The sequence below is a fragment of the Kitasatospora sp. P5_F3 genome (assembly GCF_054049135.1).
Map to the genome: position 1 here is coordinate 123365 of NZ_JBFUMY010000032.1, position 25564 is coordinate 148928.

Annotated in this window: 24 protein-coding genes and 1 pseudogene; 11 read left to right on the plus strand and 14 right to left on the minus strand. The window is 72.8% G+C overall.

Annotated elements, in window-relative coordinates:
• The first annotated feature begins 132 nt into the window (after nucleotides 1-132).
• A complete protein-coding gene (locus ACXJMZ_RS20770) occupies nucleotides 133-1911 on the plus strand; it encodes a multicopper oxidase family protein (protein ID WP_457031553.1) in 1779 nt (592 codons plus the stop codon).
• Between the two features lie 247 nt (nucleotides 1912-2158).
• On the opposite strand, the gene ACXJMZ_RS20775 is transcribed toward ACXJMZ_RS20770, so the two are convergent.
• From ACXJMZ_RS20775 to ACXJMZ_RS20815, 9 genes are all read right to left on the minus strand, one after another.
• Nucleotides 2159-4180: a histidine kinase gene (locus ACXJMZ_RS20775; RefSeq protein WP_457031554.1), complete on the minus strand. Its 2022-nt coding sequence runs from the start codon at nucleotides 4178-4180 to the stop codon at nucleotides 2159-2161.
• 93 nt (nucleotides 4181-4273) lie between these two features.
• On the minus strand, nucleotides 4274-4945 hold the full coding sequence (locus tag ACXJMZ_RS20780; protein ID WP_457031555.1) for a response regulator: 672 nt from the start codon (nucleotides 4943-4945) through the stop codon (nucleotides 4274-4276).
• 53 nt (nucleotides 4946-4998) lie between these two features.
• A complete protein-coding gene (locus ACXJMZ_RS20785) occupies nucleotides 4999-6111 on the minus strand; it encodes an NAD(P)-dependent alcohol dehydrogenase (RefSeq protein WP_457031556.1) in 1113 nt (370 codons plus the stop codon).
• Between the two features lie 5 nt (nucleotides 6112-6116).
• Nucleotides 6117-6653 carry a VOC family protein gene (locus ACXJMZ_RS20790; RefSeq protein WP_457031557.1) on the minus strand — a complete coding sequence of 179 codons (537 nt, stop codon included), beginning with the start codon at nucleotides 6651-6653 and terminating at the stop codon, nucleotides 6117-6119.
• Between the two features lie 23 nt (nucleotides 6654-6676).
• Nucleotides 6677-7069 (minus strand): hypothetical protein, encoded by a 393-nt coding sequence (locus tag ACXJMZ_RS20795; RefSeq protein WP_457031558.1) that lies wholly within the window; start codon nucleotides 7067-7069, stop codon nucleotides 6677-6679.
• Nucleotides 7066-7386 carry a hypothetical protein gene (locus ACXJMZ_RS20800; protein WP_457031559.1) on the minus strand — a complete coding sequence of 107 codons (321 nt, stop codon included), beginning with the start codon at nucleotides 7384-7386 and terminating at the stop codon, nucleotides 7066-7068. The genes ACXJMZ_RS20795 and ACXJMZ_RS20800 overlap by 4 nt, the downstream gene beginning before the upstream one ends.
• Complete coding sequence (locus ACXJMZ_RS20805) at nucleotides 7383-7844, minus strand: hypothetical protein (RefSeq protein WP_457031560.1); 462 nt, start codon at nucleotides 7842-7844, stop codon at nucleotides 7383-7385. Before ACXJMZ_RS20805 ends, ACXJMZ_RS20800 begins: the two co-directional genes overlap by 4 nt.
• Nucleotides 7841-8551: a cupin domain-containing protein gene (locus ACXJMZ_RS20810; RefSeq protein ID WP_457031561.1), complete on the minus strand. Its 711-nt coding sequence runs from the start codon at nucleotides 8549-8551 to the stop codon at nucleotides 7841-7843. Before ACXJMZ_RS20810 ends, ACXJMZ_RS20805 begins: the two co-directional genes overlap by 4 nt.
• Entirely contained in the window at nucleotides 8536-9708 is a 1173-nt protein-coding gene (locus ACXJMZ_RS20815) for a sedoheptulose 7-phosphate cyclase (protein ID WP_457031562.1), read from the minus strand. Before ACXJMZ_RS20815 ends, ACXJMZ_RS20810 begins: the two co-directional genes overlap by 16 nt.
• A gap of 133 nt (nucleotides 9709-9841) precedes the next feature.
• Here ACXJMZ_RS20815 and ACXJMZ_RS20820 point away from each other — a divergent pair.
• The 5 genes and pseudogenes from ACXJMZ_RS20820 to fahA all read left to right on the plus strand — a co-directional run.
• Nucleotides 9842-10453 (plus strand): annotated as a pseudogene (locus ACXJMZ_RS20820) (phosphoribosyltransferase); the annotation flags it as partial.
• A gap of 247 nt (nucleotides 10454-10700) precedes the next feature.
• On the plus strand, nucleotides 10701-11837 hold the full coding sequence (gene hppD / locus ACXJMZ_RS20825) for a 4-hydroxyphenylpyruvate dioxygenase (protein ID WP_369824411.1): 1137 nt from the start codon (nucleotides 10701-10703) through the stop codon (nucleotides 11835-11837).
• A 24-nt stretch (nucleotides 11838-11861) separates the two neighbouring features.
• Nucleotides 11862-13055 carry a homogentisate 1,2-dioxygenase gene (locus ACXJMZ_RS20830; RefSeq protein WP_057239447.1) on the plus strand — a complete coding sequence of 398 codons (1194 nt, stop codon included), beginning with the start codon at nucleotides 11862-11864 and terminating at the stop codon, nucleotides 13053-13055.
• Entirely contained in the window at nucleotides 13052-13810 is a 759-nt protein-coding gene (locus tag ACXJMZ_RS20835; protein ID WP_457031563.1) for a hypothetical protein, read from the plus strand. Before ACXJMZ_RS20830 ends, ACXJMZ_RS20835 begins: the two co-directional genes overlap by 4 nt.
• On the plus strand, nucleotides 13807-15021 hold the full coding sequence (gene fahA, locus ACXJMZ_RS20840) for a fumarylacetoacetase (protein WP_457031564.1): 1215 nt from the start codon (nucleotides 13807-13809) through the stop codon (nucleotides 15019-15021). Before ACXJMZ_RS20835 ends, fahA begins: the two co-directional genes overlap by 4 nt.
• Nucleotides 15022-15093: 72 nt before the next feature.
• Here fahA and ACXJMZ_RS20845 read toward each other — a convergent pair whose 3' ends face one another.
• Both ACXJMZ_RS20845 and ACXJMZ_RS20850 read right to left on the minus strand, forming a co-directional pair.
• Nucleotides 15094-16845, minus strand: coding sequence for a P-loop NTPase fold protein (locus tag ACXJMZ_RS20845; RefSeq protein WP_457031565.1), 1752 nt, complete (start codon nucleotides 16843-16845; stop codon nucleotides 15094-15096).
• 114 nt (nucleotides 16846-16959) lie between these two features.
• The gene (locus ACXJMZ_RS20850; protein ID WP_457031566.1) at nucleotides 16960-17499 is read right to left on the minus strand and encodes an O-methyltransferase; all 540 of its coding nucleotides are present in this window, start codon (nucleotides 17497-17499) and stop codon (nucleotides 16960-16962) included.
• A gap of 168 nt (nucleotides 17500-17667) precedes the next feature.
• Between ACXJMZ_RS20850 and ACXJMZ_RS20855 the strand changes: the two genes are divergently transcribed.
• A complete protein-coding gene (locus tag ACXJMZ_RS20855; RefSeq protein WP_457031567.1) occupies nucleotides 17668-18705 on the plus strand; it encodes an enoyl-CoA hydratase/isomerase family protein in 1038 nt (345 codons plus the stop codon).
• A 7-nt stretch (nucleotides 18706-18712) separates the two neighbouring features.
• On the opposite strand, the gene ACXJMZ_RS20860 is transcribed toward ACXJMZ_RS20855, so the two are convergent.
• Nucleotides 18713-19204 carry an FBP domain-containing protein gene (locus tag ACXJMZ_RS20860; RefSeq protein ID WP_457031568.1) on the minus strand — a complete coding sequence of 164 codons (492 nt, stop codon included), beginning with the start codon at nucleotides 19202-19204 and terminating at the stop codon, nucleotides 18713-18715.
• Nucleotides 19205-19275: 71 nt separating this feature from the next.
• On the opposite strand from ACXJMZ_RS20860, the gene ACXJMZ_RS20865 reads away from it, so the two are divergent.
• The 3 genes from ACXJMZ_RS20865 to ACXJMZ_RS20875 all read left to right on the plus strand — a co-directional run bounded on the left by ACXJMZ_RS20865 (nucleotide 19276) and on the right by ACXJMZ_RS20875 (nucleotide 21646).
• On the plus strand, nucleotides 19276-19845 hold the full coding sequence (locus ACXJMZ_RS20865; RefSeq protein ID WP_457031569.1) for a TetR/AcrR family transcriptional regulator: 570 nt from the start codon (nucleotides 19276-19278) through the stop codon (nucleotides 19843-19845).
• A gap of 90 nt (nucleotides 19846-19935) precedes the next feature.
• A complete protein-coding gene (locus tag ACXJMZ_RS20870) occupies nucleotides 19936-20775 on the plus strand; it encodes a hypothetical protein (protein ID WP_457031570.1) in 840 nt (279 codons plus the stop codon).
• A gap of 94 nt (nucleotides 20776-20869) precedes the next feature.
• Complete coding sequence (locus ACXJMZ_RS20875) at nucleotides 20870-21646, plus strand: enoyl-CoA hydratase (RefSeq protein WP_057239427.1); 777 nt, start codon at nucleotides 20870-20872, stop codon at nucleotides 21644-21646.
• 20 nt (nucleotides 21647-21666) lie between these two features.
• On the opposite strand, the gene ACXJMZ_RS20880 is transcribed toward ACXJMZ_RS20875, so the two are convergent.
• Both ACXJMZ_RS20880 and ACXJMZ_RS20885 read right to left on the minus strand, forming a co-directional pair.
• A complete protein-coding gene (locus ACXJMZ_RS20880; protein WP_457031571.1) occupies nucleotides 21667-22947 on the minus strand; it encodes an amidase in 1281 nt (426 codons plus the stop codon).
• A 71-nt stretch (nucleotides 22948-23018) separates the two neighbouring features.
• On the minus strand, nucleotides 23019-24755 hold the full coding sequence (locus ACXJMZ_RS20885) for an NAD-binding protein (protein WP_457031572.1): 1737 nt from the start codon (nucleotides 24753-24755) through the stop codon (nucleotides 23019-23021).
• 192 nt (nucleotides 24756-24947) lie between these two features.
• On the opposite strand from ACXJMZ_RS20885, the gene ACXJMZ_RS20890 reads away from it, so the two are divergent.
• Entirely contained in the window at nucleotides 24948-25562 is a 615-nt protein-coding gene (locus ACXJMZ_RS20890; protein WP_457031573.1) for an HdeD family acid-resistance protein, read from the plus strand.
• The last annotated feature ends 2 nt before the right edge of the window (nucleotides 25563-25564 follow it).

A 25564-nucleotide genomic window follows, 5' to 3' on the forward strand; every position in this document is an offset into this window, starting at 1 on the left:
CCCGTCAAGGGGTCCAACCCCCGGACCGGTCCCCGGAGTCGGCCTCACCCGGGACATACCGGGACCACTGCCTCATGAAATCGGGACAACGGACGGCCCACCCTGGAGCCGAACCGACCCCCGGAGGCCACCGTGCCCGAAAACACCGACCTCACCAAGTTCGCCGACCCGCTGCGCATCCCCCAGGTGCTCCGCCCCGAGGCCGAGTTGACCATCCGTCAACTGTCGGCCGACGTACAGCTGCACTCCCAGCTGCCCCCCACCCCGATGTGGACGTACGAGGGCAGCTTCCCCGGCCCGACCATCGAGGTCCGGCGCGGGCAGCGGCTGCGGATCGACTGGCAGAACCGGATCAGCACCCCGTACCCCGCCCAGATCGGCCATCTGCCCGACATCACGATGCCCCCGGCCGAGAACGTGCCGGGCATCGACCCCGCCCTGATCGACCCCAGGGGCCCCGCCCTGCCGCCCTGGCTGGTGGTGCACCTGCACGGCGCGGTCACCAATGGCGGCAACGACGGCTGGACCGACAACGCGGTCCACACCGGCCACTCCCAGCTCTCCGAGTACCCGAACGACCAGGCCGCGATGCCGCTCTGGTACCACGACCACGCGATGGGCGTCACCCGGCTCAACGTGCTCGCCGGGCTGGTCGGGACGTACCTGATCCGGGACGAGGAGGAGGACCGACTGCACCTGCCCGCCGGGGAGTTCGAGGTCCCGCTGGTGCTCTGCGACCGGAATCTGGCCACCGGCCCGGACGGTGCGCCGACCGGGCAGCTGCTGCACAAGACGGTCGGCCCGCTGCCGTACTGCGGGCGGTACACCCTGGTGAACGGCGTGATCTGGCCGTACCACGCGGTGAAGCCGCGCTGGTACCGGTTCCGGGTGCTGAACGCGTCCAACTCCCGTCCGTACCGGCTGCACCTGGTCGACCCGGACGGGCAGCGGGTGAACGGGGTGGCCTGGCAGATCGGCAGTGACGCCGGTCTGTTCGGCACCCCGATCCCGCTGCCGGGGCGCGGCCTCAGTCTGGCCCCGGCCGAACGGGCCGACCTGCTGATCGACTTCACCGCGCTGGCCGGCCGCACCCTGCGGCTGGTCAACTCCGCCCCGGCGCCTGCCGAGGGCACCCCGATCGGCGAGCACGACGCGGTCGGCATCGCCGACCCGGCCAACCGGCTGCCCGACCCCGAGGTGATGGAGCTCCGGGTCTCGGCCGGTGCCGATCCCGAGCCGTTCGCACTGCCCGCCGTGCTCTCGCCGAGCTTCCGACGGCTGGCCCACGACGACATCCCGCACCACGGCCACCGGGTCCTGATGATCACTCAGGACAGCGGCAGGATGTTCCACTTCTGGGAGATGGAAGAGGTCCCGGCGGCGGAGCTGCCGCCCGTCGGCACCGTCCAGGACGGGATCGTCCAGGTCCAGGCGGCCGGCCAGGCCGTGCACACCTACCGGCGGATCTCCGCCGACTTCAACGACCGCCTCAACTGGCGGATCGACGAGGACGCCTGGGAGCAGTGGACCATCATCAACCTGGCGCAGCTGGCGCTGCACCCGGTGCACATCCACCTGATCCAGTTCCAGATCCTCACCCGGGCCACCGTCGATGTCACCGGCTTCGACCCGGTGAGCGGCGGCACCCCGATCGGCAAGCCGGTCAGCTGGGGCGCCCAGAACCCGATCGACCCCGCCGAGCAGGGCTGGAAGGACACCGTCACCGTCGCACCGCGCGAACTCGTCCGGGTGGCAGGCCAGTTCACCGGGGCCACCGGCAAGTTCATGTACCACTGCCACATCCTCGACCACGAGGACGACGGCATGATGCGCCCCTTCACCGTCTCGCCGGCTGCCGTGATGGCCCTCGACCCGGGCATGGGCCACGGCGGCATGCACCACGAACACTGACCCGCACAGCACAGCACGCCGCCCGGCCAGGGATTCCCGCCGTCGGGTTCGTCGTCGTTCTTCTTCGGGCACGGCGGCTGTCCCGGTCCTCCGCAGGGGCTGCCGCCCTTGCCGGACTGCCTGGGGTCGAGGTTCGCTGCCATCAGGTCTCTCGCTTCCACTCGGCGGGCTTTCCACCACTGTCCCCCCGCCCCGGTCCCACCCACATGAGCTCCTGGTCCCCACCTGGGCCGGGACCGGCGGACCGCTACGCAGGAACCCGGGGGAAGACGGCCCGGACGACCGCGCCGTCGGAGTCGTTGGCGGCGGTGAAGGTGCCGCCCAGCTCCTCGGCGCGTTCGGCCATCGAGCGCAGGCCGACGCCCGCACCGCCGGCGTGGGCGGGGAAGCCCGCGCCGTCGTCGGTGGCCTCGACGGTGACCTCGTCGGGGCGGACCCGGAGGGTGAGCCGGGCGGCGGCGGCGCCGGAGTGGCGGACCACGTTGTTGAGGGCCTCGCCACTGATCCGGTAGATGGCGACCTCGACGGCGGCGGGGAGGGTGGGCAGCGGGTCGGGGTCGAGGTCGAGGGTGACCCGGAGGGTGTGGTGGCCGAGGCCGTCGGCCAGCCGCCGCAGCGCCCCCGCGAGACCTTCGCTGCCGAGGGCGGCCGGAGCCAGCCCGTCGGTGATCCGGCGCAGTTCGGTGATCGCCTGGCCGATCCCGGCGGAGGCGGTGCCGAGCGAGACCGCGGCCTCCGACTCGGGTGCGATGCCGGTCCGGGCCGCGTCGATCTGCAGGCGGAGGCCGGAGAGCGCGGGCCCGAGCCCGTCGTGCAGGTCGTGCCGGAGCCGCCGCCGCTCCTCCTCCCGAGCCAGCACGATCCGCTTCCGGCTGGCCTGCAGGTCCTCGTACAGCCGGAGGGAGGCGATCGCGGGCGAGGCCTGGTCGGCGAGCAGTTGGAGCACCTCGCGGTCCTGCCGGTCCAGCTCGCGCTGCCCGGAGCGCGGCGGCACGGACAGCTCGCCGATCACCGCGCCCTCGTAGCTGAGCGGGAAGCTCTCGGCGGGTAGCTCGGCGTCACCGAGCCCGGCCAGTTCGCGCGGCCCGCTGCGGGTGCGGACCCGCACACACGCGGCGGGCAGACCGAGCGCGATCACCACGGTCTGACAGAGCAGCGACGGCGCCTCGGCGGGGCCGACGGCCTGGCTCATCCGCTCGGCCAGCTTGCGCACCACCTGGTACGGGTGGGCCCGCTCGCCGTAGTAGTACCGGTCCACGGCGCGCACCACGAACCGGGCGGCGGGGCGCAGCAGCGCGCCGAGCAGGGCCGCCGCCGGCAGCAGCCACCAGCGGACGCCGGGCCCGGCGKCGGGGAGCAGACTGCCCAGCAGATAGGCGAGCAGCAGAACGACGATGAACAGCAGCGTGCAGAAGGCGTACGCGGCCAGATAGCGCCGGGTGGCCCGGTCCAGCGAGAGCGAGCGGTCCCGGCGGAAGCCGAGGACGGGCACCAGCAGCCAGACCGCCTCGCCGATGAAGACCACCGCGTACGGGACCCAGTCGGGGTAGTCGCCGAGATAGTGCGGGACGGTGATCAGCGTGACCCAGAGCAGGTAGGCCACGGCCACCTCCCGCAGGTGCGGGTGCGGTCCCGGCGAGCGCCACCAGCGGACGGCGGCGACGGTCAGGGTGAGGGCCACGCCGACGGTGAAGACGTCGTAGGAGTACGGCTCGACGTGCTCCTCCAGCCAGTCGAGCAGCGCGGTGCCCTCCAGCGGGTTCGCCCGGGTGTAGAACCCCGTGTGCAGGCCCGCGTTGAGCACGCCGACCACCACGCACCACGCCGCGACCAGCCCGGTGACGATCCGCCAGAACCCGCCGGGCAGCCGGGCGTCCGGGAGCCAGAGCGGGAAGGCCAGCATCATGAAGGCGTTGGCGATCGCGGCGGCGATCACCACCGCCAGAACGGCGTTCATCACGGCGGGCCCCGCTCCCGCCAGCTCGGCGGCGAGCCCCAGGAACATCTGCAGGCACTGCAGCCCACCGGCGACCAGCAGCAGCACTCCCAGGCCCCGGCCGTTCCGGTTGATCACCAGGAACAGGCCGGAGAGCGCGAAGGTCAGGCCGAGCGCGACCAGGGTGCCGTCGAAGAGGTAGTACTCGCTGATCCCCTCGGCGTCGCGGTGGGTCAGTGCGAGCACCGACCAGCCGAGGGCGCAGAGCAGGGCGAAGGCCGCGGCCGCGAGCGCCCGGGCCGTACTGGCGCTGGTGATCTCGTTCTCGCTCATACAGGCACTCCCTCGACCCTGGCTGACTGTGGGCGGCCCATGCTGGTCGGCCCGCTGTCCCGACCGCACGGGGCCACGGTCCCAACTTGATCCTCAGTCAGCGCCCAGGCCCATGTCTCTTGCCCGGGCCACCGCCTCGGCCCGGGTGGCGACGTGCAGCTTCTCGAAGATGTGGGTGACGTGGTTGCGGACGGTCTTCTCGGCCACCACCAGCTCGCGGGCGATCCGGCGGTTGTCCAGTCCCCGGGCCACCAGGTTGAGCACCTCCGCCTCCCGGGCGGTGAGCGAGGGGAACAGCTGGCCCGCCTCGCGCAGCTTGGTGCCGGCCAGCAGGGCGGTGATCCGGACCGCGATCTCGGAGCCGAAGACGGCGCCGCCGGCCGCCACGGTGCGCACCGCGTGCAGCACCTCGTCCCGCCCGGCGCCCTTGACCAGGTAGCCGCGTGCTCCGGCCTGCAGGGCGGCCAGCAGGCTGCCGTCGTCGTCGGCCATGGTGAGCATCAGGACGGGTACGGCCGGGGTCCGCTCGGCCAGCCTGCGGGCCGCCTCCAGGCCGGAGCCGTCGGGCAGCGAGAGGTCCAGTACCACCACGTCCGGCAGGCAGTCGGCCACCGCGCCCGGGACGGCCGCGACGGTCTCCGCCTCGCCGACCACCTCGATGCCGTCGGCGCTCTGCAGGGCGGCCTTCAGACCCTCCCGGAAGAGCGGATGGTCGTCCACGATCAGTACCCGCACCGAACCGGTGTCCTGCTGCAGCTCGTCCACTCGGCCGACACTACCAGTGAGCGATATATGACGGAGTGTCACCTGTCGGCCCGTCAGGGCATCACCAGGACCGGCTTCACCACCTCACCCGCCGTCGCGGCCGTCGCGGCCCGCTCCACAGCGGCGAACGGGAAGGTCCGCACCAGCCGGTCGACCGGCAGCCGGCCCGCCAGGTGCAGGTCCACCAGCGCGGGCAGGAATCGCCCGGGCCGGCTCGCGCCCTGGTTGACGCCGACGATCCTCGGCACCCGGTCCAGCAGCGCCGGTACGTCCAGGGCGAGTTGACTGCCCGTCGGCGGCGCCCCGACCACCGCGCAGGTGCCGCCGACCGCGAGCGCGTGGACCGCCGCGCCGAGGGCGCCGAGCTGCCCGCTGGTCTCCAGGGTGTGCTCGGCGCCCCGGCCCTTGGTCAGTTCCATGATCGCCTCGACCGGGTCCTCGGCCGTGGCGTCCACCACGTCGGTGGCGCCCAGCTCGTGCGCCAGCGTCAGCCGGTCGGGCCTGACGTCCACCGCGACCAGCCGGGCGGCCGGGGTGAGCAGGGCGGCCAGCAGGGCCGAGAGCCCGACCGCCCCGGCGCCGAACACCGCCACCGTGTCGCCCGGTCCGGGCCGCAGCACGTTCAGCACCGCCCCCGCCCCGGTCTGCACGCCGCAGCCGAACGGTGCCAGCAGCTCCGGTGGCACCCCGTCCGGCACCGGTACCGCGTTGCGCTCGGTGGCCAACGCCAGGGTGGCGAACGAGGACTGGCCGAAGAAGTGCCCGTGCAGCGGCGAACCGTCGGCGCCGCCGAGCGTGGCGCTGCCGTCCAGCCGGCTGCCGCCGAACAGGTTGAGCCGGGGCCAGTGCGCGCACCGGACCGGCTGCCCGTCCCGGCAGGCGGCGCAGGCCCCGCAGGAGGCGAAGGTGAGCAGCACGGTCTGACCGACCGTCAGCCGGGTAACCGCACTGCCGACCGCCTCCACCGTCCCGACCCCCTCGTGGCCGAGCACGGCGGGCAGCGGGCCCGTGGTGTGCCCGGCCCGGACGCTCAGGTCGGTGTGGCAGATCCCGGCGGCGGCGATCCGCACCAGCACCTCGTCGGGACGCGGGTCGTCCAGCCGGACCGGCTCCAGGGTGAACGGCTGTCCCGGGCCCCGGACCACGGCGGCGGTGGCGTTCGGCATCTCGCTCAACTCCAGTTCTGCGTCGGCCGGTAGAGCCGGGCCTCGGTCTGCCGCTCGTACGGCAGCCCGGGCGGCAGGTCGATCAGCTCCAGCTGCAGGCCCCACGGCGTCCGGAAGTAGACCCAGCGGTCGCCGTCGATCGGGCCGCCGTCGGCAACCGTCTCCGGCCGGCCGAGCACCTGCACGCCGGGCTGCTCCCGCAGGTACGCGGCGGCGGCGTCCACGTCGGTGACCGCGATGGCCAGGTGGTGACCGCCCCAGTCGCTGTTCCTGGGCAGCTCGCGGCGCTGGTCCGGCGAGCTGTACTCGAACAGCTCCAGATTGGTCACCGGGCCCAGCCGGAGCATCGCCACGTACGCGGCGGCCCGGTGGTGGACGCCGAGCTGACGGGTCATCCAGTCCCCGTCCGGATCGTGCACGGGACCGGTCCGGTAGAGCAGTTCGGCGCCGATCACCTCGGTGAAGAAGGCGACCGCTTGGTCCAGATCGGGCACGGTGTACGCGACGTGGTGCACGGCGAGGGCACCGGGGATGGCGCTCATGACGGACTCCCAGCGGGTCAGGGTCAGGGTCGGGTGCGGCGGCGCGGCAGCGGCCGCCTGCGCGGGGCGGGTGCGGCGCCGAGGGTCAGGCAGAGCAGCTCGGCGCCGAGCGGGCCGGCCCCCAGGTCCAGGTCCTGGCCCGCCGGGATCAGCAGCAGGTCACCGGCGTCGGCCAGGTGCTGGGCCAGTGCCGGCCGCTGCTCGGCGACCACCGGGCCGCGCAGCACGTACCAGGCGGCCTCGGTCTCCGGGCGGCCCGCGCGGTGGTGGGTGCCGCCGGGGCTGAGCCGGAGGTGTTCGAAGGACTCGCAGTCGGCGGTGACCAGGTCGCGGCGGGCCAGGCAGCTCACCCGGGTGCGCTCGCTGCCGGGGCCGACCACGGTCATGGCGGCGGCGGAGGCGGTGGTGACGATCATCGGGGGCCTTCTCCCGGTACGGCCAGGACGGCGTGGAAGTACTCCAGGCCCGACTGCCCGGCGGTGAGGACGAGTTCGCCGCCCAGCGGCAGCGTGACGGCGGTGCCTTCGGCCAGCGGCACGTCGGTCTCCTCGGTGCTCGCCCGGCCGGCTCCGGCGGTGACGTAGAGCGTGTGCTCGACACCGTCGGCGGTCAGTTCGATGCTCTGCTGCGGGTCGAGCCAGCTGAGGCCGACCCCGCGCAGCGGACCGGTGAGCACCCGGCCGGGGTCCACGGCGCGGCCCCGGCGGAGGGCGGTGATCGCGGTGCTGGTCATCTCGGACGCTCCTTGTTCGGACCTGATGCTTCGACGGTGTCCCGCCCGTTGTCCCGGGCGACAGGGCGTGGTGTCCCGATCTCGGGCCTGCGGTCCGGGAGTTCGCGGCTGACCGCGTCCGGGAGCACGGTCAGGCAGAGCAGCTCCGCGCCGAGCGGGCCGCCGTGCAGGTGCACCCGGCCGCCCTCGGGGGCGAGCAGCAGGTCGCCCTCGGCCAGCAGGTGCTGCGGCTGCTCGGGGCAGTCCAGCAGCGCGACCGGCCCGCGCAGCACGTACCAGGCCGCCTCGGTGCCCGCCCGGCCCGCCAGGTCGTAGCAGGCGCCGGGGCTGAGCCGGACGTGGTCGACGGCCTCGGTCTCGCTGTGCAGCATGCCCCGGCGGGCCAGGCAGCGGGTGCGGACCCGCTGGGTGCCGGGGCCGAGGTGCACGGCCGCGTGGGCCGTGTCGGTGACGATCATCGGAGCTCTCCAGGACGTACGGAGGGCGGCACGGTGAGCACCGCGTGGACGTACTCCAGCCCGTCGCCCCCGGCGGTGAAGGCCGCCGAGCTGCCGAGCGGGAGGGTGACGGACCGGCCGGGCTCCAGCGGCACCCGGACGTCCGCGGCGGCGGCCCGGCCGCGGCCGGCCGTCACGAAGACGGTGTGCTCGGTCGCGTCGGCGGCCAGCTCGACCCGCTGGCCAGCGCGCAGCCGGACCAGTTCGAGGTGCCGCAGCGGCCCGGTGAGCACCGCGCCGGGGTCGATCGGGCCGACCCGGCGCAGGTTGGTCACCACGGCGTGCCGCAGGATCGGGGGCCGGGAAAGCGGCAGTACGGGCATTTCGATCACCAGCCAGTCCAGCGCCTCGGTACCCGCGTTGCGGAGACCGTGGGTGGTGCCGAGGCCGGTGAGCACGACATCACCGGCCTCGACGGGTTGGGGCCGGCCGTCGAGGATGATCTCCCCTCGGCCGGTGAGGAGCACGTAGGCCTCCTCGGTGCGGGTGTGCAGGTGCTCCCCGCTGACACCGCCGGGCGGGAGGCTGGCCCACTCGACCGCCTCCCAGCCGCCGAGCAGTCCCGGCCTGCGGGCCAGGCAGGCCCACCGGGTCAGGCCCGCGGCGCCGTGCACGCCGTGCACCTCGGCGGGGCCGCGGGTGTCGGCGACAATCACGGTGCCACGCATGCCAGTTCCTCCAGTTCGGTGGCCGCCCGGCCGATCTCGGCGGCGGTCAGGTCGTCGGCGAAGCAGCCGTCGCCGATCCCGACCGGCAGCGGGAAGCGCTGCCGGCCGTCCCGGTGCCGGATCGTGTCGGTGAGCGCCTCGGCCAGCGTCTCCGGCTCCAGCAGCGGGTGCCGGACCGGGAGTCGGAGCCGGCGCATCAGACCGAGGATCCGGTCCCGCTCGGCGGCCTCGACCAGTCCCCTCCGCTGGGCGAGCACCGTGGTCAGCGCCATGTCGAGGCAGACCGCCTCGCCGTGCAGCAGTTCGGGCAGCGCCCGCATCTCCACGGTCGGGCTGAACGAGTGGCCGTAGTCCATCGAGCGCTCCAACCGGTGCTCCCAGAGGTTGGGTTGGAGCTCCTGGAGCATCCCGTGCACCGCCCGGACCAGCACCTCGCCGCCGGGGGCCGGGCCCTGGAAGCGCTGGTCGATCAGCGCCTCGCCGGCCCGGTCCAGCAGCTCGAACAGCCGCCGGTCCTTGATCAGGGCGACCTTGAGGATCTCGGCCAGGCCGTTGCTCAGGTGCCGCTGGTCCAGGGTGGCCAGGAAGGCCGGGTCCAGCAGCGTGGCCACCGCCGGGTGGTAGGTGCCCAGCCGGTTCTTGTGCCGGCCGAAGTTGACCCCGGTCTTCGCGCCGACGCCCGCGTCCACCAGCCCGATCAGCGTGGTGGGCACCCGGACGAACGGGGTCGAGCGGCGGTAGAGACTGCAGGCCAGGCCGACCACGTCCATCAGGACGCCGCCGCCCATCGCGATCACCGGCTCGGCCCGCCGGGAGACCCCGAAGCGGTCCATCCGGTCGGCGACCCGGAACACCGACTCCATCGTCTTGACCTCCTCGTGCGCCGCCAGCACGCAGAGCTCGACCTCCAGGTCGCGGGCCTCGAAGTAGGCCAGGATCCGTTCGCCGTAGAGCGCGTGCACGGTCTCCTCCACCACCACCAGACGCCGCCCGGGGGTGGCGCCGGCGGTGGCGAGTGCCGGGTTGCCCGGGTGCAGCAGCTGCGGGGTGAAGCCGACCTGGTAGGTGACCGGAAGGGCGGTGCTGACCGTCCAGGCGTTGACCGGCTCGCCGGTGGTGAACAGGCCGTGAGCGGGGGTGTTGGTCCTGCCTGCCACGGTGGCCTCCTCTGTCGTTCTGGGTTCGGAGCTCCACCTTCGCGATCCCGAGGTCCCGGACACACGGGGGCACCGCCCGCACCCGGTCCCGACTGACTGCCCGGGACGTACGGTGGGATGCGGAGGCAGTGCGATGTACTTCACCGACCGGAAGGACGCGGGGCGGCAGCTGGCCGCCCGGCTCGGCACGATCCCCGACGCGGTGGTGGTGGGCCTGCCGCGCGGCGGCGTACCGGTGGCCGCCGAGGTGGCCAGGGCGCTCGGGGCCCCGCTGGACATCTGCGTGGTGCGCAAGCTCGGGGTGCCGCGCCAGCCGGAGCTGGGCATGGGCGCGATCGGCGAGGGCGGGGCCCGGGTGCTGAACGAGTACGTCCGCCAGGCGGCCCATGTGACGAACGCTCAGCTCGCCGCGGTGGAGCGCTCCGAGCAGGCCGAGCTGGCCCGCCGGGCCGAGCGCTACCGGGGCGGCCGCCCGCCGGTCGAGCTGCGTGGGCGGACCGTGGTGGTGGTGGACGACGGGATCGCCACCGGCTCCACCGCCAAGGCCGCCTGCCGGATCGTCCGGCAACGGGGCGCCGCCCGGGTGGTGCTGGCCGTCCCGGTCGCCCCGGCCGACTGGCGGGACGCGCTGCGCGGCGAGGCCGACCGGCTGGTCTGCGTGCACGAGCCCAGGGCGTTCATGGCCATCGGCGCGTTCTACGCGGACTTCGACCAGACCACGGACGCGGAGGTGCTGGACGCCCTACTCGGCTGACCGGACGCGACACAAGAGCCAGCATCGCCATTGGACAATCTGACCACCCCAGGCGGCCCGGTGCTGCTCAGCTTGTACACATTGAGCAGCTGATCATCCATCTGTTGCCCAATCACCCGGGCGGGAGCAAGCTCAGCGCACTGCAAGCCTCAACGTGGAGGAACCCATGACCGCCAACGCCGTTGAACTGACCCCCGAGGAGCTCGAGGCAGGCCTCGACGCGGAGCAGCTGCGCCGCCTGGTGGGCTTGGTCGAGCACGACGCCGCCGGTGACCCGTTCCCGGTCATCGCCCAGGACGCGATCGTCTTCGTGGTGGGCAACGCCACCCAGGCGGCCCAGTTCTACCAGGCCGTTTTCGGCATGGAGCTGGTCGCCTACTCCGGCCCCGAGACCGGCCGCCGGGACCGCAAGGCCTTCGTGCTGCGCTCCGGCTCCTGCCGCTTCGTGATCAAGGGCGGGGTCTCCCCGGACAGCCCGCTGCTGGACCACCACCGCCGCCACGGCGACGGCGTGGTCGACCTCGCGCTCGAGGTGCCGGACGTGGACAAGTGCATCGCGCACGCCCGGGCCACCGGCGCCACCGTGCTGGAGGAGCCGAACGACGTCACCGACGAGCACGGCACCGTCCGCCGCGCGGCGATCGCCACCTACGGCGAGACCCGGCACACCCTGGTCGACCGCTCCCGCTACCACGGCCCCTACCTGCCCGGCTTCGTCACCGCGCAGACCCGGGTGCAGCGCCCGGAGGGCCACCCCAAGCGCCTGTTCCAGGCCCTGGACCACGCGGTGGGCAACGTCGAGCTCGGCAAGATGGACGAGTGGGTCGGCTTCTACAACCGGGTCATGGGCTTCGAGAACATGGCCGAGTTCGTCGGCGACGACATCGCCACCGAGTACTCGGCGCTGATGAGCAAGGTGGTCGCCAGCGGCAACCACCGGGTGAAGTTCCCGCTGAACGAGCCCGCCATCGCCAAGAAGAAGTCGCAGATCGACGAGTACCTGGAGTTCTACGGCGGCCCCGGCTGCCAGCACCTGGCGCTGGCCACCAACGACATCCTGACCACGGTGGACATCCTGCGCTCCAACGGCGTGGAGTTCCTGAACACCCCGGACTCGTACTACGACGACCCGCTGCTGCGCGAGCGGATCGGCAAGGTCAGGGTTCCGGTCGAGGAGCTCAAGAAGCGCGGCATCCTGGTCGATCGTGATGAGGACGGCTACCTGCTGCAGATCTTCACCAAGCCGCAGGGCGACCGGCCGACGGTGTTCTTCGAGTTCATCGAGCGGCATGGTTCGCTGGGCTTCGGAAAGGGCAACTTCAAGGCCCTGTTCGAGTCCCTGGAGCGTGAGCAGGACAAGCGCGGCAACCTCTGAGACCGGCTCGGGAGGATCAGGACAATGGCGCACTACCGGCAGCTGGGCAGCATCCCGCCCAAGCGGCACACCCAGCACCGCACGCCCGAAGGCGGGCTGTACTACGAGGAGTTGATGGGCGAGGAGGGCTTCACCTCGGACTCCTCGCTGCTCTACCACCGGGGCATCCCGTCGGCGATCACGGCCGCCGTGCCGTGGGAGCTCCCCGATCAGCGCACCACCCCCAACCATCCGCTGATCCCCCGTCACCTGAAGCTGCACGAGCTGTTCCAGGGCGAGGAGTGGAAGGACACCGACGTGGTCGCCGGGCGGCGGCTGCTGCTCGGCAACGGTGACGTCCGGCTGTCCTACGTGGTGGCCGGGGCGCCGAGCGAGCTGTACCGCAACGGGCTCGGCGACGAGTGCGTCTACATCGAGTCCGGCAGCGCCGTCCTCGAGACGGTGTTCGGCTCGCTGGCGGTCGGCGAGGGTGACTACGTGATCATCCCCCGGGCCACCACGCACCGTTGGGTCCCGGGCCCGGACGCGCCGCTGCGCGCGTACTGCATCGAGGCGAACAGCCACATCACCCCGCCCAAGCGCTACCTCTCCCGGTTCGGCCAGCTGCTGGAGCACGCGCCGTACTGCGAGCGGGACATGCGCGGGCCGGTCGGCCCGCTGCTGGTCGAGCAGGGTGACGTGGACGTGCTGGTCAAGCACCGGGGCCCGAACGGCGTGGCCGGCACCAGATACACGGTGCCGCACCACCCGTTCGACGTGGTCGGCTGGGACGGGTGCCTCTACCCGTACGCGCTGAACATCGCCGACTTCGAGCCGCTCACCGGCCGGATCCACCAGCCGCCGCCGGCCCACCAGATCTTCGAGGGCAACAACTTCGTGATCTGCAACTTCGTGCCGCGCAAGGTGGACTACCACCCGCTCTCGATCCCGGTGCCGTACTACCACTCGAACGTGGACAGCGACGAGGTGATGTTCTACTGCGGCGGCAACTACGAGGCCCGGAAGGGCTCCGGCATCGCCCAGGGCTCGATCTCACTGCACCCCGGCGGCCACACCCACGGCCCGCAGCCGGGCGCGTACGAGCGCTCGATCGGCGCCGAGTTCTTCGACGAGCTCGCCGTCATGGTGGACACCTTCCGCCCGCTGGAGCTGGGCGAGGGCGCCGCCGCGAGCGAGGACGACAACTACGCCTGGACCTGGTCGGGCGGTCGGCGATGACCGTACCGCCACTGTTCCGGGGGCTGTTCGACGACGCCGCGGTCTTCCCGCCCGGCGACCTGCCGCTGGCCGAGGCGGTGCCCGCGCACCTGGGGCACCGCTCGGCCTGGTACGCCGACGCGGTCGGCCCGTTCCTCTGCGGGGCCGGGCGGGCCGGTGAACTGGCCGCGCTGCGGCCGGAGTTCCCGGTCGCCCTGGTGCTGGCGCCGGGCGGCGAGTACGTCCCGGTGCCCGGGCTGGACGTGGTGGGTGTCGAGGTGGCCGCCACGGTCGTGCCCCGACTGCCCGCCGGAGTGCCAGGTTCCCTTGAACTCCCTTACGGTGAAGGGCTGTTCAAGCAGCTCGACCTGCTGGCCGGGACACCGCACCGGGCCAAGTTCCGCACCGGCGGGCTGACCGCAGACGCCTTCCCGACGGTGGCCGAGCTGGCCGCCGCGCTGACCGCCTGCGCGGAACTCGGCGTGCCGTACAAGTGCACGGCGGGTCTGCACAACGCCGTTCGGCACACCGACCAGGTGACCGGCTTCGAGCACCACGGCTTCCTCAACGTGCTGCTCGCCGCCGCCGATCCCGACCGGGCCGCCGAGGCGCTGGCCGAGCGCTCCGGTGCCGTACTGGCCGCCGCCGCACGGGAGTTGACCGACCACCAGGTGGCGGCCGCCCGCGCATCCTTCACCGCCTTCGGCACCTGCAGCATCGCGGAGCCGCTCGCCGACCTGGCCGAACTCGGCCTACTGACCCAGGAGAACCGTTGACCGCCAGCTGGCTCGAGTCCGCGCAGGACTCCCCGTTCGGCCTGCACAACCTGCCGTACGGCGTCTTCAGCACCGCCGACCAGCCGGACCGGCGCCGGATCGGCGTGGCCGTCGGCGACTTCGTGCTGGACGCGGGCGCCGCCGCCCGCGCGGTCGGCGAACCCTCCGTCCTGCTGGACGCCGACACCCTCAACCCGCTGCTCGCGGCGGGCCGTCCGACCTGGACCTCGGTGCGGGCCGCCCTCACCGGCTGGCTGAGCGACGACACCCACCGGGCCGCGGTCTCCCCGCACCTGTACCCGGTCGGCGAGGTCGCCCTGCACCTGCCGTTCGAGGTGGCCGACTACGTCGACTTCTTCGCCTCCGAGCACCACGCCACCAACCTGGGCAAGCTCTTCCGCCCCGGCACCGAACCGCTCTCCCCCAACTGGAAGCACCTGCCGATCGGTTACCACGGCCGGTCCGGCACGATCGTCACCTCCGGCACCGAGATCGTCCGCCCGCACGGCCAGCGGAAGGCACCGAGCGAGCCACTGCCCTCCTTCGGCCCGTGCCGACGCCTCGACATCGAGGCCGAGGTGGCCTTCGTGGTCGGCGCCGGCAGCGAGCTCGGCAAGCCGGTCGCACTGGCCGACTTCCGCGAGCACGTCTTCGGCGTCTGCCTGCTCAACGACTGGTCCGCCCGCGACATCCAGGCCTGGGAGTACGTGCCGCTCGGCCCGTTCCTCGGCAAGTCCTTCGCCACCTCGCTGTCGCCCTGGGTGGTCCCGCTGGACGCGCTGGAGCACGCCCGGGTCAGCCCGCCGCCGCGCGACGTCGAGCTGCTGCCCTACCTGGACGACCAGGACGGCGAACCGTGGGGCCTGGACCTCGCCCTGACGGTCCGGCTGAACGGCCACGTGATCTCCCGGCCGCCGTTCGCCTCGATGTACTGGACGGCCGCCCAGCAGCTCGCCCACCTGACCGCCAACGGCGCCTCGGTGCGCCCCGGCGACCTGTACGCCTCCGGCACCGTCAGCGGCCCGGAGGTGGAGACCCGGGGCGCGCTGATCGAGCTGACCTGGGGCGGCGAGAACCCGGTCAAACTCCCGGACGGCACCACCCGCACCTTCCTGGAGGACGGTGACACCGTCACCATCACGGCCACCGCCCCGGGCCCGGACGGCACGCTGATCTCGTTCGGCGAGGTCACCGGGCGGATCGTGCCCTGACCTGGCACACCCTGACCCGACGCACCGTCAACCGCCGCCCCGCTCCCGTCCGAGCGGGGCGGCGGTCCCGCGTCAGCGGGCCAGCGCCTCCTCGATCAGGTCCACCATCGCGGTCGGCGAGCGGACGGACGTCGCCCCGACCTGCTCGGCCTCGGCCAGCAGCATCACGTTCCGGGTCTCCGAGTAGAGGATCACCGGCCCGGTGAATCCCCGCGCCCGGACGGCCCTGATGCCGTCGATCCCGGCCCGCTTCTCGCTCCCCCGCCGCATGTCGGTGATCACCACGTGCGGCTGCCACCCCAGGCCGGCCAGCGCCTCGGGCGTGCTCTCGACCTGCCGGACCTCCGCCCCGGATCTCCGCAGCTGCCCCGCCAGCTCGGCGTTGTTGCTCGGCACGTCGTCCACCCAGAGCACCCGCGCCCCGCTGAGGTTCAGCGGCGGAGCCCCGCTCAGGGTCAGCGGCGAGGCCCCCACCGGCAGCGGCGGCGGGCCGCCCTGGCTGATCGACGGGCGCAGCGCTACGGTCCGCCGCAACCAGCCCAGCAGGGCGTCGGCGTCCGGCAGTTGGGCCAGGTCCAGGACCAGCCGGACGAACCCCCGGTCGGCGGCCAGCAGCGGGTACTCCGGCGGCAGCGCGCGTTCCAGCTGCTCCAGAGTGGCCGGCCACTCCTCCGGCAGCCGCAGGTCCAGCCGCTCCGCCAGCACCGCCAGCCGGGCCGTCTGCTCCTGGTCGAGACCGCCGCCACCCCGCCGGACCAGCCCGCGCACCTCGTAGTAGGTGACGAACTCGGTCACCCGGTCCGGACCGCCGGGCTGGACCAGCGCCCGGTGGAAGTCCGGGTACAGGTGCTGGAGCAGCACCGACCTGAGCAGTCCCTCCGCGCCGAACTCCTGCCACCCGACGTTGAGGTGGTACTCCATCACGAAACTGTTGATCAACCGCTTGATCCGCCGGGGGTTGCGGCCCATCCGCTCCGCCAGCAGCGCCTCCAGCGGCGGTGTCAGCAGCCCGGCCGTCCCGGACCGCTCGGCGTAGCTCCGGACCAGCCGGGCCGCCTGGGCCGGATCCATCGGCGGGATACGGTAGTTGACCTGGACGATCTTCTGCAGGTAGTCCGCACTGAGGGCCTGCCCCGAGGCCTCCGCCACGTCCGCGATCCGACTCTGGTCGCAGCCCAGCACGAAGGCCAGGCCCGGCACGTCCAGGTAGACCTTGATCGCTTCGCAGACCGCCAGGATGGTCTCGTCCGAGCAGCGGTCGAGGTCGTCCACGAAGACCGCCAGCAGCCGCCGCTGGTCCCAACTGCCGGGCGCCGCAGCCCACTCGGTGGCCGACTTCGAGATCAGTTCACGGATCTGGTTCCGGGCCGCCGCGTCGGCGGCCATCCGCTCCCAGAGCTCGTCGACCATCCGGTCCACGCGGAACACCCCCGCCAGCAGGGTGACCCCGAGCCGCAGCCCCGCCAGCAGCGGGCCCCGGCGGCCGGTCCGGTACCAGACCCGGCGCAGCAGGCTGCGGTCGAACCGCTGGAGCACCGACTTGATGACCCCCTCCAGGGCGTCGGTGCCGTCCGCCGTCCAGGCGTTGAACCAGACGCACTCGACGCTGCGGTCCGCGCTGAGCTCCGCCTCGATCTGGTGCATCAGACTGCTCTTGCCCATCCCCCAGTCCGCGTCGATCGCGATGGTGAACGGCGTCGCCGCCCGCGAGAGCTGGATCAGCCTCGCCAGGTCCCGGGCCGCCCGCGCCGTCCCGAGCACGTCCTCGTCCCCGGCACCGTGCACCGGTTCGTCGTTGAGCAGTGAGAAGACCAACGCGCACACCCCCCCATGGTGATCAGCGGCCTCATCCTACTGCGCTGACCAGGAGCCAACTCGCTGTGCGGATCCCCTGACGGGTGCTGCCTGGCCCAGGTCGCCACGGCCGCTCTGTCCCCCTCAGCCCGCCATCGTGGCGACGATCGCCGAGCTGGCGGGAGTCGTGAGCACCTCGACAGCATGCAGGGCGGGATGGGTGAGGTAGAAGAGCCGGAGCTCGTCCACCTCACCGCCGAAGCGAGGCGGCCAGTGGGGCGAGGGCGTGAAGTCGTCGAGAATGAGCAGGCCACCGGGGGCGAGCAGTTCGACGACCCGTTGGGGGTCGTCACGCTTGCCTCCGCCGTCGCAGAAGAAGACGTCGAAGGGGGCGTACTGCTCGAGCAGTCGCCAGTCCCCGGCGAGCACGCTCACCCGCTGGTCATCCGCGAAGACTTCGGCCGCGCTTCGGGCCAGGGCCTCATCACGTTCCACCGTGACCAGACGCGCATCGGCGCCGAGGCCGGCGTGCAGCCACGCGGTTCCGACTCCCGATCCGGTGCCGCTCTCCGCAATGGTTCCGGAGGGTTTCGAAGCAGCAGCCAGCCTGAGCAACCTGCCCACTTCAGGAATGCAGCTGTTCTTGAAAGCCGCCTTCGCAGCGATACTCTCCGCGGCCGCCATGCGTGGCGGAACAGACCGTTCTGGCATAGTCAAGACCCCTCCCCCTGCGCACGACGAACCTTGACGCTACCCGCCGGCCGAGGAGTCCGTACGGACTTCCACAGGTCCGGCACGGGTACGGTGGCGGGGTTCTCCCGGCAGACGGCAAGCGGACGAAGTGGGGCCCCGATGACGACGGATGTGGTGCTGGAGCAGGTCGGCCGGCTCGGCCGGATCACGCTGGACCGGCCCCGGGCGCTCAACGCGCTCACCCACGGGATGCTGCTGGCGATCGAGGCGCAGCTGACCGTCTGGACGACCGACGACAGCGTGGCGGCCGTGCTGCTGACCGGCGCCGGGGAGCGTGGGCTCTGCGCCGGGGCGGACATCCGGGCGCTGCACGACGACGCCAAGCTGGGCGGTGCGGGCGCCCGGCAGTTCTTCCGGGACGAGTACCGGCTGAACCACCTGATCTCCCGTTACCCGAAGCCGTACGTCGCGGTGATGGACGGGATCACCATGGGCGGCGGGGTCGGCCTCTCGGCGCACGGCGGCGTCCGGGTGGTCACCGAACGCTCCACGGTGGCGATGCCGGAGACCCGGATCGGCCTGATGCCGGACGTCGGCGGCAGCCGGCTGCTGGCGCACGCCCCGGGCGAGCTCGGGACCCATCTGGGTCTGACCGCCGCGGCGATGGGCCCGGGCGACGCGCTGCTCTGCGGTTTCGCCGACCACTTCGTCCCGACGGCCGCGCTGGCCGACTTCACCGCCGCGCTGACCGGGTCGGCCCCGGCCGAGGCGCTGGCGCGGTACGCCGCCGAGGCGCCGGAGGCCGCGCTCGAGGAGCAGCGGGAGTGGATCGACACCTGCTACGCGGCCGACACGGTGGAGGAGATCCTGGCCCGGCTGGACGCGGCCGGGCTCACTACGGCCAAGGAGGCCGCCGAGCAGATCAGGGCCAAGTCACCGACCTCGCTCAAGGTCACCCTGGCCGCGCTGCGCCGGGCCCGGACGCACCGCACGCTGGCCGACACCCTGGACCAGGAGTTCCGGATCTCCTGCGCCGCGCTGGACGCCCCCGACCTGGTCGAGGGCATCCGCGCGCAGGTGGTCGACAAGGACCGCAACCCGCACTGGTCCCCCGCCACCCTGGCCGAGGTGACGGACCGCCAGGTGGCAACGTTCTTCACCGACCTGGGCGAACGGGAGCTCGGCCTGTCCCGCTGACCGGTGGTCAGGCCGTCACCTTCGCGACGAACGCCGCGAGGTTCGCCAGGGTCCGTTCGGACTTCTCCTCCAGCGTGAGCGACTCGTGCAGTCGCGCGCCTGGGCCGGTCTCCCGCTTGCCGCGGACGTACAGCGAGCAGGCCAGGTCGGTGCACATGTAGGCACCCACCGAGTTGCCCTGCTGCCCGGCCTTGCCGGCCAGCGGGGCCACCATCAGCGAGACGCCCCCGCTGTGCGTGGTCAGGCACAGCGAGCACATGCTCCGGCGGGCCTGCCCGACTCCGCCGGTCGACAGGCGCAGCGCGACTCCGGTCAGCCGGCCGTCCAACTCGGCTACCGCATAGGCCCGTTCGGGTGCCTGCGGGTCACGCCAGCCCAGGAAGTCGAGGTCCTCCCAGGGCAGCTCGGGCAGCCCGCGCGGCACGTTCAGGCGCTTGGCCTCGCCCTTGGTGCAGTTCACGAAGGAGGCCCTGATCTCTTGCTCAGTCAACGGCTTCATGGGAGAGACGCTAAGATACCTAGGAGTATTAGGCAAATAATTAACCAACCAAGCTAAATGGATCGGTGACCATGGCAAGAGTCGGGCTGACCAAGGAACGTCTGACCCGGGCCGGAGCCGAGCTCGCGGACGAGGTCGGCTTCGACAAGGTGACCGTCTCGGCGCTCGCCCGCCGGTTCGGGGTCAAGGACGCCAGCCTGTACTCGCACGTCAGGAACTCCCAGGACCTGAAGACCCGGATCGCCCTGCTCGCCCTCGCCGAACTCGCCGACCGGGTCGCCGCCGCACTGGCCGGCCGGTCCGGCAAGGACGCGCTCGCCGCGTTCGCCGACGCCTACCGCGACTACGCCCGGGAGCACCCCGGCCGGTACGCCGCCGCCCAGCTCGAACTCGACGCCGAGACCGCGCTGGCCAGCGCGGCCGGCAAGCACTCGGCGATGACCCGGGCCATCCTGCGCGGCTACGACCTGGCCGAGCCGGACCAGACCGACGCGATCCGCCTGCTGGGCAGCACCTTCCACGGCTACGTCACCCTGGAGCAGGCCGGTGCCTTCGGCCACACCGCCCGCGACTCGCAGACCAGCTGGACCAGGATCCTGGACGCCCTCGACGCCCTGCTGCGCAACTGGCCGGCCGCCTGACCGACCCGCCCGACCAGCCGTTGCCCGGCGCGCCCCGGAGGGTTTGACTGGGAGGTGTCGGCACCGACTTCGCACGGAGGAGTGCGCACCATGACCAGCGGCCACTCCGTCCCGGGCAAGGCCAGCTTCGCCGAGGCCTACGAGCAGCCCGACCCGCGCGGGTACTTCCGCGCCCTGGGCCCGTACGAGTACGTCACGCCGCACCACGCCCAGCGGGTGTTCCGGCTGCTCACCGCCGCCCGGGAGCCGCGCACGGTGGTGGACCTGTGCTGCTCGTACGGGATCAACGCGGCGCTGCTCAACCACCAGTTGACCCTGGCGGAGCTGTACCACCGGTACACCGACCGGGCCCTGGACGGTCTCTCCACCCCTGAACTCTCGCTCCGCGACCGGCAGTTCTACGCCGCCCGGCGCCGCCCGGAGGCGGTCCCGGTGGTCGGCGTGGACGTGGCGAGCGGACCGGTCGAGTACGCCCGCCGGGCCGGGCTGCTGGCCGCCGCGTTCGCCGAGAACCTGGAGCGCGCCGCCCCCTCCCCCGCTCTGCGGGCCACCGTCGCCGACGCCGGACTGGTCACCGTCACCGGCGGCGTCGGCTACGTCTCGGCCCAGAGCTTCGACCGCCTGCTGGCCTGCGTCGACACCCCGCCCTGGGTGGCCGCCTTCGTGCTGCGCGCCGTCCCGTACGGGCCGATCGCCGAGGTGCTGGCCGAGTACGGACTGGTCACCGAGCGGCTCGCCCGGACCTTCCGGCAGCGCCGCTTCACCGGCCTCGAGGAGCGGGCCGGCGCCCTGAGCGCGGTGCTCGACGCGGGCCTCGACCCGGCCGGCCTGGAGAGCGAGGGCTGGTTCCACGCCGAGCTGTACGTCTCCCGGCCCGCCCCCCAGGTCCAGGCCCGCCCGCTGGCCACTCTGCTGCGCGCCGACACGTGATCATCGTCTCGGATCGCGAGACTGGCGCCCGGGTGGGTCGGTCGGAGATGGTGTCCCTCGTCACGGAACTCAAGTACCGAGGGAGTCAACGGCGATGACCGAGTACCAGACGATCCTGGTGGAGCAGAAGGGCCGGGTCGGGCTGATCACGCTCAACCGGCCGGAGGCGCTGAACGCGCTGAACAACCAGCTGATGCGCGAGGTGGTGGCGGCGGCGACCGCCTTCGACCGCGATCCTTCGATCGGTGCGCTGGTGATCACCGGCTCGGAGAAGGCGTTCGCGGCCGGGGCCGACATCAAGGAGATGCAGGGCAACGCCTTCCCCCAGGTCTACCTGGACGACTGGCTCGGCCCCTGGGACGAGCTGGGCCGGCTGCGCAAGCCGGTGGTCGCCGCGGTCGCGGGCTTCGCGCTGGGCGGCGGCTGCGAGTTGGCGATGCTCTGCGACATCCTGATCGCCGCCGACACCGCGAAGTTCGGCCAGCCGGAGATCAAGCTCGGGGTGATCCCCGGCATCGGCGGCTCGCAGCGGCTGACCCGGGCGGTCGGCAAGGCCAAGGCGATGGACCTCTGCCTGACCGGGCGGATGATGGGCGCCGAGGAGGCCGAGCGGGCCGGCCTGGTCTCCCGGATCGTCCCCGCCGCCGACCTCCTCACCGAGGCGATGGCCACCGCCGAGACGGTGGCGGCGATGTCCGCCCCGGCGGCCGTGATGATGAAGGAGAGCGTCAACCGGGCCTTCGAGACCACCCTCGCCGAGGGCGTCCGGTTCGAACGCCGCCTGTTCCACGCCGTCTTCGCCACCGCCGACCAGAAGGAGGGCATGGCCGCCTTCGCCGAGAAGCGCAAGCCGTCCTTCGAAAACCGCTAGCCTGTCCGGCCCGGCTGACGTCACGTCAGCCGCGAGATGGCGGGCGCACCGGTCACGTTGTTCACCGGCGTGAAGGCGACGTATCGGCGCAGCCGTTCGATCAGCTCCTCGAACGGCACGTTCGGGCTCAAGTGGCCGATCGGCGGCGCGACATGGCCGAGCACCGGGCAGAGGATCGCGTCGTACGCCTCGAACATTCCGGCGTACGTCCGCTCCGCCTGCCGCAGCCGGCGCAGCACGCCCGGGGTCCGCAGGAACTCGCGCCGGTAGTTGCGCCGCAGGCCCAGCGTGAGGCCGTCCAGCCTGCGGGCCTGGAAGCCCCGGTCGAGCACCAGCTTGCCGGTGGCGGCGATCAGGAACGCGAGGTAGCCCCAGTACAGGGTGAAGTCATGGGCGAACTGCTCGCCGAACGGCAGCACGGTCGGCTCGACCCGGTGCCCGAGACCCTCCAGCCGGGCCGCCGTCTGCTCCACCGCGCGCCGGGTCTGCTGGTCGGTGACCGCGAGCGGCGAGTCCAGTACCAGTCCGATCCGCAGCGGCCGGCCGCCGGGGCCTGCCACCAGGCCCAGCGGCGGCAACGCCGGGTTGCGGTACTGCTGTTCGGCCGCCGCGAAGAAGGCGGCGGTGTCCCGGACCGTCCGGGTCAGCACGCCGTCGGTGATCAGGTCGATCGGCAGCCGGCGGCTCTGCTCGTTGGCCACCAGCCGGCCCCGGGTCGGCTTCAGGCCGACCAGTCCGCAGCAGGCCGCCGGGATCCGGATCGAGCCGCCGCCGTCGTTGGCGTGCGCGATCGGCACCACCCCGGCGGCCACCAGCGCGGCGGCGCCGCCGGAAGAGGCGCCCGGCGAGTGCGAGGTCCGCCAGGGGTTGCGCACCGGCTCGGCGGCGGCGTACTCGGTGGAGGCGTTCAGGCCGAACTCGGGCAGCCGGGTCTTGCCCAGCACGGTCAGCCCGGTGCCGAGCAGCTGGTCCGCGAAACCCGCCGTCCGGCGGGCGGGGCGGGCCCGGAAGGCCGCGCTGCCCTGCCCGGTCGGCATGCCGCGCAGGTCGACGTTGTCCTTCAGGAAGGTGGGCACCCCGGCCAGCGCGGCAGCTGCGCCGTCCCGCCCCGCCCGGGGGCTGCCGTACGCCTCGAACGCCACCGGCGCCAGCCGCCCGTCCACCAGGCGGGCCCGCTCGACGGCGGCGCTCGCCAGCTCCCGGGCACTGACCTCACCCGCCCGCACCGCCGCCGCCAGCGCCACCGCGTCGTGCTCGCCCAACGCGTCGTCCCCGAACGCGTGCACCCGCTCGCCCGTCATCCGAACTCCCCTGTCCTACCGGCCAGTAGCCTCGCGAGCTCAGCAGCATAGGGCCTGCGGGCCCGCCTGCGTCAGCCCGCCGCCTGGTCGGTGTTCAGCCGGGCCAGGCCGCTGCGGGTGGCGGCCACCAGGATGTGGTCGCCCTCGCTCAGCGGCCGGGCCCGGTCGGGGTAGTTCCACTGGTACTCGTCGGGGAGCCTGGCCAGCCGGACGGCCACCACCCGGACGCCGCCGGGCTCCTCCAGGTCGTGCACGCTGCGCCCGACCAGGCCGGAGCCCGGCTCCGCCGTCAGCTCGGCGACCAGCAGCACCCGGCGGTACACCGAGAGCGTCCCGAGCACCTCACGGCCCATCAGGGCGGAGGCGAAGCCCGGTGCGGAGAGGTACGACATCGAGCGCGAGACGACGTTGCCGAGCGTCGCGTACACCTGGTGCGCGAAGTCGTCGTCGAACAGCCGCAGGATCATCCGGACCTCGGGCTGCAGCACCCTGGCCTCCAGCGCCACCTCCAGGTTGGCCGCGTCGTCCCGGGTCACCGAGACCACCGCGCGGGCGTACTGGGCCCTGGCCCGGAGCAGCTGCCCGGCCAACGGGCCGTCACCGACCAGCACCGGTACGCCCAGCGCCCGCATCGCCGCCACGCCCCTGGCCTGCGGGTCGCGCTCGATGCAGACCACCGGCACCCCGGACTCCCGCACCATGCCCGCCACCCGGGTGCCGAGGTGGTTCAGCCCGACCACCACCACGTGGTCCCGGGTGCCCGCGCCGGGTGCCCGGGGCAGGCCGCGCCGCCCGCTGGCCAGCGCCTCCACCGCGATCGCGGTGGCCACCGGCACGAAGGTGATGCCGCAGAAGGTGATCACCACCTGGGCGATCCGCTGCCAGCCGCCGCCGGGCATGGTCTGCCCTGGCTGGTCCGGGCTGGCCGCGCCCGCCATGTCCAGCAGGGTGTAGTAGAGCGCCCAGCCCAGGTGCCCGGTGGAGTACCAGATCACCGCGCCGCTGAGCAGCACCGCCACCATCGCGATGGTGAGCAGCAGCCGTAACCGGGCGCTGGTGAAGAACCGCAGGGTGTCCAGCAGCCACCAGCGCATCCTGCTCCACCAGGGGATCCGCAGTGGCGGCTCCTCGGTGAGCGCCTGCAGGGCGGCTATCCCGCCGCGCTGCTCGTGCTCCTCCAGCGACCTCGGCCCGATCTCCCCCTCGTCCCCGAACCGGCGGGCCAGCGCGATGAACTCGGCCGCCCGCCCCGCGGTCTGCGGCAGCAGCCGCATCCGGCCCAGGTCCTGTGGGTCGATCCGGTCGGCGACCACGCAGAGCTGGTTGTCCTGGATCTCACCGTCGTACGCGACGTAGAGGTACCGGCTGCCGACCCGGACCGAGTTGGGCCGGTCCAGCGCGCCGTTGGCGAAGGCGGGTGCGGCGGTGGCCGAGCCGGAGAGCGCCGCGCAGTTCGGCAGCAGCCGCTCCAGGTGCTCGCCGAGGCGGTGGTTGAACATCCGCAGCACGATCCGGATCCCGGGGTTGCGGTTCGCGGCGGCCAGCGCGGCGTGGATGTTCCCCTCGTCGGTGCCGTCCACCAGCGCGATGCCGCCCGCCGTCTCCACCCCGCAGGCCCGGAGCGCCTCGGCCGAGACGGTGGGGTACTCGTGCACGGCGGACAGGCCGGGTATCTGGCTGATCTGCGGCCCGTGACCCTGGGTCAGATCCGGCACCAGGGCGACCACCGGGACCTCGTACTGCTCGATCAGCTCCCGGATCAACCGATGGGCGAGCGCGTTGCCGCCGCACACGACGTAGTGACTCACCGGCCCCCCGACCATGCTGCTCCGCAGTCCTCCGACCTCGATCATATCGAGCGGGGTGTCCAACGGGTGTCGGTGGGGCGACTGAGGGGCCATCAGTTCGTATCCCCCGAACGGCCGCTCCCACCCGGCGGGGCCGCCGCCGGACCGGGAGAGTGGGAATGATCAACACCACGGCCCGTCAGGAGACCCACCATGACCAACCCACACGACCCCAACGTCCCGCCGCCGCTGGAGGGCCAGGTGATGGAGGGTCCGATCCAGCGGCTCGCGCACGCCGCCTGGCAGGTGCTGCTCGGGGCGGGCATCGCCTCGCTGATCCTCGGCGTGATCGTCCTCGTCTGGCCGGAGCAGACCCTGTGGGTGGTCGGCGTGCTGTTCGGTCTCTATCTGCTGATCATCGGCATCGTCCAGCTGGTCGCCTCGTTCGGCACCCACGCCTCGACCGCGATGCGGGTGCTGGCCTTCATCAGCGGCGCGATCTGCGTGTTGCTGGGGCTGCTCTGCTTCCGCAGCGCCGCGCAGTCGGTGCTGCTGCTGGCGATCTGGATCGGCATCGGCTGGCTGTTCCGGGGCATCCTCCAGATCGCGGCGGCCGCCTCCGACCCGGCGATGCCCGCCCGGGGCTGGCAGTTCTTCGGCGGTGCGGTCAGCACCCTGGCCGGGGTCCTGCTGATGGTCTGGCCGGCCCACTCGGTCACCGCGCTGACCATCCTGGCCGGCTGCGGCCTGCTGGTGATGGGCCTCATCGAGATCGCCACCGCCCTGCAGGTCCGCCACCGGGCCAAGGAACTCCCGATCGGGGTCTGAAC

Coding starts and splice junctions, on each gene's coding strand:
- ACXJMZ_RS20835 (WP_457031563.1), top strand. CDS start 13,052: ATGACCGTACCGCCACTGTTCCGGGGGCTGTTCGACGACGCCGCGGTC.
- ACXJMZ_RS20790 (WP_457031557.1), bottom strand. CDS start 6,653: ATGAGCGCCATCCCCGGTGCCCTCGCCGTGCACCACGTCGCGTACACC.
- ACXJMZ_RS20890 (WP_457031573.1), top strand. CDS start 24,948: ATGACCAACCCACACGACCCCAACGTCCCGCCGCCGCTGGAGGGCCAG.
- ACXJMZ_RS20870 (WP_457031570.1), top strand. CDS start 19,936: ATGACCAGCGGCCACTCCGTCCCGGGCAAGGCCAGCTTCGCCGAGGCC.
- ACXJMZ_RS20880 (WP_457031571.1), bottom strand. CDS start 22,947: ATGACGGGCGAGCGGGTGCACGCGTTCGGGGACGACGCGTTGGGCGAG.
- ACXJMZ_RS20860 (WP_457031568.1), bottom strand. CDS start 19,204: ATGAAGCCGTTGACTGAGCAAGAGATCAGGGCCTCCTTCGTGAACTGC.
- ACXJMZ_RS20855 (WP_457031567.1), top strand. CDS start 17,668: ATGACGACGGATGTGGTGCTGGAGCAGGTCGGCCGGCTCGGCCGGATC.
- ACXJMZ_RS20800 (WP_457031559.1), bottom strand. CDS start 7,386: ATGACCAGCACCGCGATCACCGCCCTCCGCCGGGGCCGCGCCGTGGAC.
- ACXJMZ_RS20850 (WP_457031566.1), bottom strand. CDS start 17,499: ATGGCGGCCGCGGAGAGTATCGCTGCGAAGGCGGCTTTCAAGAACAGC.
- ACXJMZ_RS20805 (WP_457031560.1), bottom strand. CDS start 7,844: ATGATCGTCACCGACACGGCCCACGCGGCCGTGCACCTCGGCCCCGGC.
- ACXJMZ_RS20785 (WP_457031556.1), bottom strand. CDS start 6,111: ATGCCGAACGCCACCGCCGCCGTGGTCCGGGGCCCGGGACAGCCGTTC.
- ACXJMZ_RS20865 (WP_457031569.1), top strand. CDS start 19,276: ATGGCAAGAGTCGGGCTGACCAAGGAACGTCTGACCCGGGCCGGAGCC.
- ACXJMZ_RS20875 (WP_057239427.1), top strand. CDS start 20,870: ATGACCGAGTACCAGACGATCCTGGTGGAGCAGAAGGGCCGGGTCGGG.
- ACXJMZ_RS20795 (WP_457031558.1), bottom strand. CDS start 7,069: ATGATCGTCACCACCGCCTCCGCCGCCGCCATGACCGTGGTCGGCCCC.
- ACXJMZ_RS20810 (WP_457031561.1), bottom strand. CDS start 8,551: ATGCGTGGCACCGTGATTGTCGCCGACACCCGCGGCCCCGCCGAGGTG.
- ACXJMZ_RS20830 (WP_057239447.1), top strand. CDS start 11,862: ATGGCGCACTACCGGCAGCTGGGCAGCATCCCGCCCAAGCGGCACACC.